Source organism: Nocardia sp. NPDC060255 (assembly GCF_042727395.1).
Lineage (GTDB): Bacteria > Actinomycetota > Actinomycetes > Mycobacteriales > Mycobacteriaceae > Nocardia.
On the sequence record NZ_JBHXAU010000032.1, the window covers coordinates 98635 to 110352 of the forward strand.

Here is an 11718-nt window from a genome sequence, read left to right on the forward strand (position 1 = left end):
ACCGGTACCCGTGGCACGCCGACCACAGGTGATCACCGAAGCCCAGTTGATACGTGCGGACGACCGGCGGAGAATGTCCTAATCTGCGGTATATCGGTCTGAACGGACACGGCGGCCGAGCTACTGCGGCACGCATTCTGGGACAGGTAAGCCACCGTCGATCACAGGAGCGTTCCCATGACAGAGCACATCGCAGGCATCGCCATTCCGGACAGCCGCCTGGTCGCCGAGGCCACCGAGCTGGTGCGCACCAGTGCGCCGCCGCTGCTGTTCCATCACTCCCGGCGCGTCTATCTGTTCGGGATGCTGCAGGGACAGCTGCGCGGGCTGAAGCCCGATCCCGAGCTGCTGTATGTGGGCGCGATGTTCCACGACCTCGGCCTCACCGACACTTACCGCACGGCCACCCAGCGGTTCGAGGTCGACGGCGCCGACGAGGCCCGTCGCTTCCTCGCCGAGCACGGCATCGATGCCGAGGCAGCGCAACGAGTGTGGGCGGCCATCGCGTTGCACACCACGCCGGGCATTCCCGAGCACATGGCACCCGAGATCGCGCTGGTGACGGCCGGCGTCGAAACCGACGTCCTCGGAATCGGTTACCGCGATCTGGACCACGCCGACATCGCGGCGGTAACCGCGGCGCATCCGCGCCCCGACTTCAAGCGGCAGATCCTCGCCGCGTTCACCAACGGGTTCGCCGATCGCCCCGACAGCACCTTCGGCACCGTCAATGCCGACGTGCTCGCGCACTTCCTGCCGGGCTTTGTCCGTACCGATTTCGTCGAGGTCATCCAAGACAGTCCGTGGCCCGAATGAGCGTGTCCCGTCCGCACGCGGTCGGCGTGCTCGTGTTTCCCGGCGTCACGTTGCTCGACGTGGCCGGGCCGAGCGAGGTGTGCACCGAGGCGAACCGGCTCGGCGCCGACTACCGGATCACGCTGATCTCCCCCGACGGCGCACCGGTGCGCTCGTCCACCGGCCTGCGTTTCGACGTCGACCGCGCCGCCGGGGACATCCGCAGGCTCGACACCCTCGTGGTGCCCGGCTCCGAGGAACTCGTCGCCGCGCCGGTGCCGACTGAACTCGTCTGCGCCGTAACGCGATTGGCCGAACGCACGCAGCGCATCGCGTCGGTCTGCACTGGCGCTTTCGCGCTCGCCGCCGCGGGTCTACTCGACGGCCGCAGGGCGACCACGCATTGGCGGCACGCCACCGCCTTGCAACGGCGCAACCCAGGCATCCAGGTGGAGCCCGACGCCATCTTCATCACCGATGGTCCGATCATGACCTCGGCGGGGATCACCGCAGGCATCGATCTCACGCTGCACCTGGTGGAACAGGACCACGGCCCGGCCCTCGCCCGCGACGTGGCGCGCGCACTGGTCGTCTTCCTGCAGCGACCGGGCGGCCAATCCCAGTTCTCCGTGCCGATTCGCACGCCCGCACCGCACGACAACACCCTGCGCGCACTGCTCGACACCATCCACACCGACCCGACCCGGGATTACACCGTTCCCGTGCTCGCCGCGCTCGCCAACACCAGTCCGCGCCAACTCACCCGGCTGTTCCGGCGCGAATTGGGCACCACCCCGGCCCGCTACCTCGAGCAGGTCCGCCTCGAACAAGCCCAAATGCTGCTGGACCAAGGACATTCCGTCACGACGACCGCCGTCCGCAGCGGCTTCGGCAGCGACGACACCCTGCGCCGCGCCTTCCATCAGCACCTCGGCATCGCACCGAGCACCTATCAGCACCGATTCACCACCACCGAGCCCGCGCCCGACTAGCGTGTCGCTATCAATTCAACTGTCCCGGTGCTGATTTCGCGCGCCGGCCGACTCCCGCCCACGTGGCGATCGCGGCCGCCCAGCGCCGATTGTTGGTGAACTCGGAAATCTCGCGGCGGTTGATCAGGATGTAGATCTCGCCGACCGTGGTGGTCTGCAGGATCAGCGGCTTGCCCGCGTTCAGCAGGCCGCCCATGAATCTGCCGTAGAGCGGCGTGAATTCGCGGCGCAGCGAGACGATAGCCGCACGGGACAGGGTCAGATCCCCGGCGCCGTTCCAGTCGGACAGCACCAGCCCCCGGTCGCCGAGTTCGATGCGACCGCGCCGCGGGAACAGCGCGCGCTGGCTGACCATGCAGTCCGCCCTGTCGGCGGCGGTGTGCTGGCGCAGTTCATCCACGGTGGCGGCGATATAGCTTGCCCGGCGCACCATATCCTTCATCACGAAATCCTCCCGGCTCAATGGCAAGCACTACCGAGAATTGTCTTGCCATCAGCGGTTTCGCACATCGCTCCGCCGACCCTGTTCGGCCTCCCCCTTGGGAACTACTTCCGCACGCTATTCTCCCCCTCGAGGAGGACACCGGATCGCCGCGTTTACTCGAATACGCCGATTACGGCTGGGTGTAGAGGAACGCGGTGGAACTGTAGTCGGCTTGTTCGTCGTTGACGGGACCGTGCTCGATGCCGAATCGCAGGCTCGAGCGGTAGCCGACGGCGTCGGCGAGCATGAGCCGGTAGGCGGTGGCGCAGTAATCCGGGCACCGGTCGTCGGTCATCCGGACGGTGGGCTGGCCGGTGAGCGGCAGGGTGTAGCGCTTGCCGTAGTCGAAGAACCAGCCGCCCTCGTAGAAGTCCTCGGTGCCGGTGCCGTGCAGTTGCGGGATGGTCGCCCCGTCGACGTAGACCTTCTCGTCGCCCTCCATGAACACCGCGTCTTTGCCCATCGCCGTGTCTACGTGGCGACCGCTCATGGCATGGCTGACGCCGACGAACTTGCCGGTGCCGGTCACCGTGGCGAACGGCCAGTCGACACCCGGTGTGGTCGGGCCGGAATGCGAGCGGGTACTGAAATACCCGGCCTGCCCGCCGCTCAGCGCCGGGCCCCACTGCGCGTCGGGGACGACAACCACCTCGGCGTCGATGCCGCTGATCGGGCTGCCGGTGTTGTTGCGCAGCGTCACCGCGGCGTCGTGGGCGAACGGCATGGGCCACCACGACGAGAGCCAGCCGCCCGGTTCCGCGTTCGATGCGAACAGCAACGACCGCACGTCCACCGGGCCCAGTCCCGCGCCGAAGAACTCGCCGACCGGCGAATCGACCAGATCGTGACCGTCGAATCGAATCCGCAAGCGCACACCGGTGGTGTCCGTTCCGGCGGGCAGCCGCAAGCGCAGCGCCGAAATGCTGCCCGGCCCAGCCGCTTCGGCAATCGCTACCGCGTTGTCCGCGGGAACCGCCACCGTGCGGGTCTGCGTCCGCGCACCGAGGGCCACAGGCTTCGGATCCCGCTTTCCCGCGGCCAAGAGCGTGGCCAGCACGTCGAGCGCCAGATCGCCGCGGTCGAAAGTCCGCACGCCATCGGAGTTCGGGAAGTGCCGGAAGGTGACGTGGTAGTAATCCACCGGGTTCGACACACTGACTCGCATCGAATTCCGGTACGGCATAGGCACTTTGATGTACACACCGCCCGGCGACTGCTTGGCGTTGGCCACCAGCGGGAATGCGAACGGCGGGCCGTAGGCGCCGTCGACCACCGATTGCAGCGGCTCGTCGAGAATGACCTTGCCGTCCAGTTCGATCCGAATGTTGCCGAGTGCGGTGACGTCGCCGCGGTTGATGGTGAACCAGATCGAATCGATCTCGCCGGAGCCGTCGTCCTCGGCGACTACGCATCGGGGCCCGTCGTGGTCGATGCAGCCACCGGTCCAGTCCTTGTTGCCGCCGCTGCGGTCGTAGCTGGAGTACTGCTGCGCCTGCACCGCGCCACTCAGATACGGCAAAGCGTCCAACCGCCGATAGGTGTCCCACCCATACACCGCCGCTGGTACGCCCGCCGTGTCCGCGAGCACCGCGGCCGGCTGCGCGACCGCCACCGCGGGCACCGTCAGCAGTGCCACGCCGAGCGTCATCGCCACCCGGACCAGCAAGGCCCTTGCCCGAAATCCGCGATCGACCAGCACGCCAGACGTCTCCTTCGAGTGATGGAATGATGGTCATTCATCGGATGGCTATCTCCCGGTATTCGGACCTGCGGCCGTCCCGGATGGGTGTTTCGCCGCAGCGCCCGCGAACAGGACAAAGGGCGCGCCTGGGCGTTGCCAGCCGGTGTCGTGCCGCTGTTTCAGGTGGTCACACCCCTAGGCTGACGGGATCGACACCAACTTCTCGCGCGGCACCTTCCTGCGGAGCGCACTCGGCATCGGCCTGACCGGCTGGGCGTTGGCCGGTCTGCCCGGCCCGTCCGGCGCTCGGGTCGCGCGCGCCGAGCCGACGCCGCTACCGGCCAGCCGCATTGCGGCAGGCGTGGATTGGAGCAAGCTCGACCAGCGCGTGCGTGGTCGCGTCTTCCTGGCCGACGACGCGGAGTACCCGACGGCGAAGCAGATCTTCAACACCCGGTTCGACGACGAGAAGCCGACCGCCGTCGTGCGCGCCGACACGGTCGGCGACGTCGCCGCCGCGGTCGCCTTCGCCGCCGAACACGAGCTGGTCATGTCGGCCCGCGCGGGTGGCCATTCCTATGTCGGCGCCTCGTCGGCGACCGGGGCGATGATCATCGACCTGCGCAAGCTGTCCGGGGTGACCTATCGCGACGGCGAAGCTGTTGTCGCGCCGGGCATGACGCTGAACGCGGTGTACCGCGAGCTCGACCGGTTCGGGCAGACGCTGCCGACGGGGATGTGCCCGATGGTCGGCATCGCCGGACTCACCCTCGGTGGCGGCCTCGGGTTCGAGTCCCGCCGCTACGGGTTGACCTGCGACCGGCTTGCCGCCGCGTCGATGGTGCTGCCCGACGGCACGGTGACCGAGGTTTCACCGACCTCGCGGCCGGATCTGTTCTGGGCCGTCCGCGGTGGCGGCTCCCATCTCGGCGTGGTCACCTCGCTCACCTATCGCACCTGCCCCGCTACACCGAAAGATGTTGTGCAACTTGCCTTTCCCGGCGAGCTCGCGGCTCAGGTGATCGCCGGCTGGTCGGCCTGGCTCGGCACCGCCGATCCCGCCGAATGGGCCTGCGTCAGCGTGGACGCGGACGGGAAGGGCGGGCTCAAATGCTGGATGCAGCTGGTCTGCCCGGCCAAGGAGGGCATCAGGGCCGCGGTCGAGTTGATGGCCGCCACCGCGAAACCGATCAACGTGGAGTACCGGAGCCTGAGCCACATGGACACCGTCATGTATCTCGCCGGTGGCAACGCCACCCAGCCGCGTGCCACCTTCACCTGCGGCTCCGACGTGGTCACCGAACTCTCCGACGACGCCATCGCCGCGATCATCGAGGCGATCACCGCGCACTCCCGGGCGGGCGGCACCGGCTGGGTCCAGATCAACACCCTCGACGGCGCGGTCCGCGACACCCTCCCCGCCGACACCGCCTTCCCGTGGCGCGAGCACGCCGCCCTGGTGGAATGGGGGAATTACCAGCAGATCCCGCATGAACAGGTCGCCGCGTGGATCGCCGAGGCCCATCACCTGATCGCCCCGTACTCCGCGGGCGCGTACGTCAATTACCTCGAATCCGGCGACCCGATGGAGCGCTACTACGCGCACAACTACCCGCTGCTCGACGAGACCCGCCGAAAGGTGGACCCACAGCACCGAATACACACGGTGCTGGTCAGCTGAGCTGAGCCGAACGGACGAGAATCGCGCGGGCGTAGAGGAGTTGGAAGCCGAGCTTCTGGACGTTCTGCTGCGACCTCGAGCCGGGGAGGGTGGTGACCACGGCGAGGTCACAGCCCGCAGCCGCGGCGGGGGCGACACTCCTTTCCGGCCTCAGGCCTCGGCCTGATGCACCGGCGACGTCGCCTCGAGTTCGGTGACACCGCCGAGTCCGACCACCGAGGCGAGGATGCCGACGCCCGCGATCGGAATCAGGTCGAGGGTGAGCAGCGGCACCATGGTGCTGATCGCCATCACCACCGGGCTCCACCACGGCAGCCGGCCGGCCCGGACGAGCAGCACCGTCAGCACGATCAGGCCGAGGAAGAACAGCAGCGGCCCCACCGTGTAGAACGCCGGGCGGACACCGGGAATGGCCGAGAATTCGTGGCTCAGCCTGGACATATCGACCTTGTCCGTGGCCAGCGCGGCGAACACGATATCCGCGCAGAACTGAACAATTGTTGCCGCCAACCCGATCAGGGTCACGATAACCGTGCCGGTCCGCCAGTTACCGCGCGGCAGTAGACGTTCCATGCCGAGCACCGCGGGGACGAACAACACCATGCCGATAAGTCCGACGATATGCGCTGCCTGCCAATCGATGCCGGGCCCGTACCTGCCATCGGACAGACCGAACAGCCGAATCACTCCGTATCCGGAGAAGCACAGCGGTGCGGAGATCAGTAGCACTCCAGGGGATTTCACGGTTCCCAGCCTGGCAGGGCGAAAGGCGTGGGGCCTCCGGGAAAACCCTGGCTTCGGGCGGAAAGCGCGGGTCAACGCCGTCAGGGTGTCGACCCGCGCTGCCCGATTACCGGGGCCCAGCATGCTTGACGGCGCGAACGCAGCGGACAGCCGATGTTTTCACGGCAGCGCTCAGCCGACGAAACCTTTTCCCGCCACTCCGACAATATGTTTGCCACTTATTCGCTCCAATGGTTCCATGAGGCCGAGACACCTGGTGACGGGATTGGCATCCAATTTGCCGAGCAGAGCTGTTTGCTGGCGAAGGGAGCTGTGTCTCGATGCGTGGAGCACGTCGGTATCGCTGGAGGATCAGTCTGACCGTGGCGCTCGCGGTCACGGGAATGGTTGCGGCCGCGCCCGCTTTCGCCGAGGTCGTCGAGGACGGCAGCGTCGCACCCGCGGGGGCCAATGATTGGACGTGCGTTCCGAATGCGAAACGGCCGGAGCCGGTGGTGCTCGTGCATGGGACGTGGGGCAACCAGAACTCCTGGGATACGTTGGCTCCGGAGTTGAAAGCGCTTGGGGTGTGCGTATTTTCGCTCAATTACGGGCATGCGCCGTTCAGTGTTCGCGGTGCGGCTCCCGGGGTGTTCGGCACTGCGGATATTCGCGCGTCCGCCAAAGAACTGGCGGCGTTCATCGAGCGGGTGCGCGGCGTCACCGGTGCGGCGAAGGTCGATATCGTCGCGCATTCGCAGGGCGCGCCGCTGACGCGGCAGTATCTGCGGTTCGACGGGGGTGCCGATCGCAGCGATCCGAGCCGCAACAAGGTCGATCACCTGGTCACCATCGCCGGGACCAACCACGGCACCACGGCCGATGGACTCGGTTTTTTCCTGCCTTCGGGGAGCGCGTCCGGGATTTCGGACGGTGTGATCGCCAGGGTGCTCGGCACTTCGGCGGCGCAACAGCTGACGGGTAGCGAATTCATCCGCACCCTCAACGCGGGCGGGGACACCGAACCCGGCGTGCATTACACGGCGATCGCGACCCGGGTCGATCACGTCGTCACGCCACCCGAGGCGACCTTCCTGCGCGCGGGCCGCGATGCCACCGTCGAGAATCTATGGGTGCAAGACCTATGCCCCACCGACACATTCCACCACGGCATCCTGCCGGATTCCCCCGCCGTCGGTTACCTGGTGCATCGAGCTCTCGGCCTGCCGTTCGCCGGCGATCCATGCCCCGCGCCCAGCGCCGAACAGCCGAATCAGTCGCCCTGACCGTGCTGTGGGCGGCCGCTGCGACCACCCCCAACGCGAGGGGTCTAAACCAAACCAAAAATATGCTTTGAGCAGGGGAAACGCCCAATAGACAGGTCTGAACCACCAGCGCATCATGATCTTTACGTCCGGTGCCGTTTGTCGGGGGAACGTCAAAGGAAACCCGCACGGATTGGAAAGACCATGTTTATCAAGAAGTTGGTGGCGACCGCGATATTCGCCATAGCGGCCACCGGAATCACGATGGCGACGGCACACGGCGAAGCGGAATTGGCCGATATCAGCGTCAGCGGAATGGACGGATCGGTCGGCTACACGACGACGCTCGCGGCCGATCATTCACAAGCCCTGGTCACCTTGGCCTCCGGCAGGTTCGTCCTGACGCCGGATGCGGTTCAGGTGGTCGCGGACGACGGTGCCGTCATCGGCGCGATCCCTACGACACTGCGGGCCGAGACGGGCCAAACCATGTCCGTCACACCGGCATTGACCAATGATACCGCGCTCACCCTCACTCCGGTGGGTGGCCCGACGGTCGCCGCGACCAGCTCGCAGGACCTGCCGTTCGTGCACACCGTCGGCGGTGGCGGCGCGATCCTCGCGGGCGCGTTCGTCGGCTGCCTGGTCGGTATTGTGATCGGCATCTGGTTCTTCTTGGTCGGCGCCATCTTCGGCTGCGCGATCGGTGCCGCCATCGGCGGATTCATCGGGGCGGTTTCGTGATCCACGGGCGACGTAGCCCCCACGAGAGGTAAGGAAACGAAAGGCCCGTGCTCGTACCGAGCGCGGGCCTTTTGATGCGCGACCGCTAAACGCAGTATTCGCAGGTTCCATTGGCGGGCAGTTGAATAAAGCATTGGGAACACACCGCCGGACGGGTCGGCTGCGGCTTGGTTTCGACCTGCGCGACGATGCTCGGCGCGCGGCGCCCGGCCACCTTGGGCGTGAGCGGCGGGACCGCCATGTCGGCGGGCATTGCGGCACCGTGGAACTCGTAGCACTGCCAGCGGGCGTAGGCGGCGTGCAGTTCGAGGTCGTCCGGGATCGGCAGTCCGGCGAGTTCGAGCACGTACTTGTAAGTGTCGCCGACCGTGTGGTTCTGCCGCACAGAGAGCGCGGTGAGCGGCGGCTCCCCCGCCTTGTGGCAGCGGCGCGCGATCTTGCGCAGGATGGCATCCATCCAGGTGCGGGTCGGCGCCCCGGTGTGCACGCCGGACACCTCCTGCACTCGCTCGGCCAGCTCTTCCACCGTGATGAAATGTCCGTACCCCGTGGCGATCTCGGACAGTTCCCCGTGCGCGGCCAGCGCCCAGGCCACCGTCGCCTCCCGCAACGACACCGCGGCGCCGTCACCCGCCCGCCATGCTCCCGCCGTCGTGGGTACCGAATTGCTGATCACCTGATCAAGTTATCGCGCGAGGCCATGAAAAGACCAATGCCCAACACGTACTCGAGTGATCTCGGTGGCATCTCTTCCACTCTTGACTGTACATACGTACGGCCGTATTTTTAACTGGTGACCATAGATACAAGCCAAGACACGACAAGAGACCTACGAGTGCGAGACGTCGGCGAGGTTCGGACGACGCATCTTTTCGACGTAGTCGTCGACTTGAACCCGCCACTGGACATGGGCGTCGGCCCGTACGGTCGGCGGATTCTTTACGGTGCGGCGAGCGGGTCGTTCGAGGGGCCGAGACTGCGCGGCGAAGTGGTGCCGGGTGGCGGCGACTGGACGTTGTTCCGACCCGACCGCGGGATGACGGTGGATGTCCGACTTACGCTGCGCACGCACGATGACGCATTGATCCATATGTCATACGGGGGACGGTGGATTGTTCCACCCGAGCTCAGTTCCGATATTATCGATCCCGTCAAAAGTCGCCTAGTCGACCCTGCACGCTATTATTTCCGAACCGCACCGCTTTTTGAGACCGGGGCGAAACAGTACGCTTGGTTGAACGATATCGTGTGCGTTGGATCAGGATATCTGATCGAAGGCGGGGTTGCTTATAAGGTTTCCCAAGTTCTCTAGAGTAAGTGTTGAATTCATAGGCGCGCGCACGGGCCACGCCAGCCGAGGACAAGCGTGAGGGCGCAGGCAGGAGGGGAGCCCCCGGGGGCGGCGGACCGGTCTCGACCTACCGGCGAGCGCAGTGCGATCCATGCATCTCCGCATAATTCTCGATTATGCACAGAAGATATCAAAGCCGGGGATTCGGCATTATTGAATCCCCGGCTTAACTCTATTTATAGAATGGCTAACTTATCCGCCCTTCGCTAATAACCTAGCCTACACTTTCGGCTGGGAAGCGGGAATCCGATCCGGCAAGCGTGACCGATACGTTATATGCCGAAGCCCCGCCCCCGGTGGCCGTTTCGGCCCTCGATAGACGATTATCACGACCGACGGAGAAAGTTGCCTCATCTTGAGATCGATCAATCCACGCCGTGCCCGACGTTGGATATTCCCCAGTGCAGTCAGCACGCTCGTCCTCGCGACCGTCATCGGCTTGACCGTCACCATCGGCCCGGTCAGCGCGGAACCCACCGCGGACGGATTGGACGACGCGATCACCGACACCCTCGCGACGCAACCGGCCACTAAGACCGCGACCAGCGACAAGCCCCCGGTCATCGACCGCATCCGCAGCGACGGCGAATGGGTCTTCGGCGCCGCGACCGTGCCGCAGGACACGGAGAGCGAGGAAACGCCGAAATCCACGCTATATGTCGCGAAACTCGACGACGAAGGCGATTGGTCGGTCGCGCTGGAAGGCACGCCCGAGTTCGGCAGCATGGTCAGCGAGGCCCCGGAATCGGTGGTGAGCGGCGGCGAGAAGGCGGCTTTGACTGCGCCGCAACCACGTTCGGCGAACACCGGACTGTCCCTGCCGTGGAAACAGGGTCAAGCCTGGTTCATGGGCGGCGGACCGCACGGCATCAGCGGCGAGAGCCGACCGTACAACTCGGTGGACTTCAACGGCGGTGACGGCCGCGTGATGGCCCCCGCGGCGGGCCGGATCTACAAGACCTGCGTGCGCAATGGCAGCGCCGAGGTGAAGATCGTGCACAACAACGGTTACACCACCTCCTATTACCACATGACCGACATCATCGGCGCCGCCGACGGCACCGAGATCGCGGCGGGTACTTACCTGGGCCACACCGGTACTCAGCTGCCGTGCGGCGGGTTCGCCAGCGGGGCGCATGTGCACATGTCGCTCTACAAGGGCTCGCAGCCGGTGCCCGTCAACGGCGTGACGCTCGGCGGCTGGACCTTCCACGAAGGACCCGAGGCCTACGGCGGATACGCCGAGCACGAGGGCCAGCAGGTGCGCACCGGCGGCAGGTTGACCAACTTCGGCGGCGGGGACAACTCGACGCCCACCCCGACGGACCCGAAACCGCCGACAACCCCCAAGCCGACCGACCCCAAGCCGCCGACGACTCCCAAGCCGACCGACCCGAAACCTCCCACGAACCCGAAACCGACCGACCCCAAACCCAATCCGACACTGGCCAAGGGCACCGTGCGTCCCTTTCCCGACCGCAATCGGAAGGTCAATCTGAGATCCGGTCCCGGCACGCGGAATTCGGTCGTCGGCACGGTCCGCAACGGTGATGTCGTGACGATCACCTGCACGGCCCGCGGTGAGCGGCTCAACGGCAAGTGGGGCGCCACCGATCTGTGGAACAAACTCGACAACGGCAAGTGGGTCAGCGACGGCTTCCTCGAAACCGGAAGCAATGGACCGGTGGCGCCGGACTGCCAGCAGAACGAAAAGCCGAAGCCGCCCCGCGGCAAGCCGAACAACGAAGAAACGGACGAACAAATGCCTGACGACGGTTGGACCGAAGATGAATGGCCCGGCGATTGGGCCGACGGCGATTGGACGGACAGCTGGTGGACAGAATGACGAATGAACCGCGGCCGAACAGCTGATCCGGCCCGGGGGGGGGGGGGGGCCCGCGCCCCCCCCCACCCCCGGGGGTGGCAAAAAAAACGCGGGGGCGGGGGAGGGGGAGAGCACCAAAAGGGGGGGGGGGGTTGGGAGAAAACGGCGGGGTGTTGT

11 protein-coding genes are annotated in these 11718 nt (G+C 66.2%); 7 read left to right on the forward strand and 4 right to left on the reverse strand.

The genetic code is table 11. The features are described from left to right. The first annotated feature begins 177 nt into the window (after positions 1-177). Both ACFWF1_RS38725 and ACFWF1_RS38730 read left to right on the forward strand, forming a co-directional pair. Positions 178-816, forward strand: a complete 639-nt coding sequence (locus tag ACFWF1_RS38725; protein WP_379281031.1) for an HD domain-containing protein — start codon at positions 178-180, stop codon at positions 814-816. Beyond that, a complete protein-coding gene (locus ACFWF1_RS38730) occupies positions 813-1787 on the forward strand; it encodes a GlxA family transcriptional regulator (protein WP_379281032.1) in 975 nt (324 codons plus the stop codon). The genes ACFWF1_RS38725 and ACFWF1_RS38730 overlap by 4 nt, the downstream gene beginning before the upstream one ends. A gap of 10 nt (positions 1788-1797) precedes the next feature. Here ACFWF1_RS38730 and ACFWF1_RS38735 read toward each other — a convergent pair whose 3' ends face one another. Both ACFWF1_RS38735 and ACFWF1_RS38740 read right to left on the reverse strand, forming a co-directional pair. After that, positions 1798-2229: a hypothetical protein gene (locus ACFWF1_RS38735; RefSeq protein WP_379281033.1), complete on the reverse strand. Its 432-nt coding sequence runs from the start codon at positions 2227-2229 to the stop codon at positions 1798-1800. 172 nt (positions 2230-2401) lie between these two features. Then, positions 2402-3970 carry a glycoside hydrolase family 172 protein gene (locus ACFWF1_RS38740; RefSeq protein ID WP_379281034.1) on the reverse strand — a complete coding sequence of 523 codons (1569 nt, stop codon included), beginning with the start codon at positions 3968-3970 and terminating at the stop codon, positions 2402-2404. 259 nt (positions 3971-4229) lie between these two features. Here ACFWF1_RS38740 and ACFWF1_RS38745 point away from each other — a divergent pair, with 259 nt between their 5' ends. Further along, positions 4230-5633, forward strand: a complete 1404-nt coding sequence (locus ACFWF1_RS38745; protein ID WP_379281035.1) for an FAD-binding oxidoreductase — start codon at positions 4230-4232, stop codon at positions 5631-5633. Positions 5634-5783: 150 nt separating this feature from the next. Here ACFWF1_RS38745 and ACFWF1_RS38750 read toward each other — a convergent pair whose 3' ends face one another. Next, positions 5784-6377, reverse strand: a complete 594-nt coding sequence (locus tag ACFWF1_RS38750) for a hypothetical protein (RefSeq protein ID WP_379281036.1) — start codon at positions 6375-6377, stop codon at positions 5784-5786. 320 nt (positions 6378-6697) lie between these two features. On the opposite strand from ACFWF1_RS38750, the gene ACFWF1_RS38755 reads away from it, so the two are divergent. Further along, positions 6698-7642, forward strand: coding sequence for an esterase/lipase family protein (locus tag ACFWF1_RS38755; protein WP_379281037.1), 945 nt, complete (start codon positions 6698-6700; stop codon positions 7640-7642). 183 nt (positions 7643-7825) lie between these two features. After that, positions 7826-8365 carry a hypothetical protein gene (locus tag ACFWF1_RS38760; RefSeq protein WP_379281038.1) on the forward strand — a complete coding sequence of 180 codons (540 nt, stop codon included), beginning with the start codon at positions 7826-7828 and terminating at the stop codon, positions 8363-8365. An 85-nt stretch (positions 8366-8450) separates the two neighbouring features. On the opposite strand, the gene ACFWF1_RS38765 is transcribed toward ACFWF1_RS38760, so the two are convergent. After that, on the reverse strand, positions 8451-9041 hold the full coding sequence (locus tag ACFWF1_RS38765; protein ID WP_379281039.1) for a hypothetical protein: 591 nt from the start codon (positions 9039-9041) through the stop codon (positions 8451-8453). Positions 9042-9158: 117 nt separating this feature from the next. Between ACFWF1_RS38765 and ACFWF1_RS38770 the strand changes: the two genes are divergently transcribed. Both ACFWF1_RS38770 and ACFWF1_RS38775 read left to right on the forward strand, forming a co-directional pair. Next, entirely contained in the window at positions 9159-9677 is a 519-nt protein-coding gene (locus ACFWF1_RS38770; RefSeq protein WP_379281040.1) for a DUF3237 domain-containing protein, read from the forward strand. A 478-nt stretch (positions 9678-10155) separates the two neighbouring features. After that, positions 10156-11562: a peptidoglycan DD-metalloendopeptidase family protein gene (locus ACFWF1_RS38775; protein ID WP_379281041.1), complete on the forward strand. Its 1407-nt coding sequence runs from the start codon at positions 10156-10158 to the stop codon at positions 11560-11562. Positions 11563-11718: the final 156 nt, after the last annotated feature.

Excerpts from the sequence above, each read along its gene's own strand:
- ACFWF1_RS38730 (WP_379281032.1), top strand. The coding sequence starts at position 813 with ATGAGCGTGTCCCGTCCGCACGCGGTCGGCGTGCTCGTGTTTCCCGGC.
- ACFWF1_RS38760 (WP_379281038.1), top strand. The coding sequence starts at position 7,826 with ATGTTTATCAAGAAGTTGGTGGCGACCGCGATATTCGCCATAGCGGCC.
- ACFWF1_RS38735 (WP_379281033.1), bottom strand. The coding sequence starts at position 2,229 with ATGAAGGATATGGTGCGCCGGGCAAGCTATATCGCCGCCACCGTGGAT.
- ACFWF1_RS38725 (WP_379281031.1), top strand. The coding sequence starts at position 178 with ATGACAGAGCACATCGCAGGCATCGCCATTCCGGACAGCCGCCTGGTC.
- ACFWF1_RS38755 (WP_379281037.1), top strand. The coding sequence starts at position 6,698 with ATGCGTGGAGCACGTCGGTATCGCTGGAGGATCAGTCTGACCGTGGCG.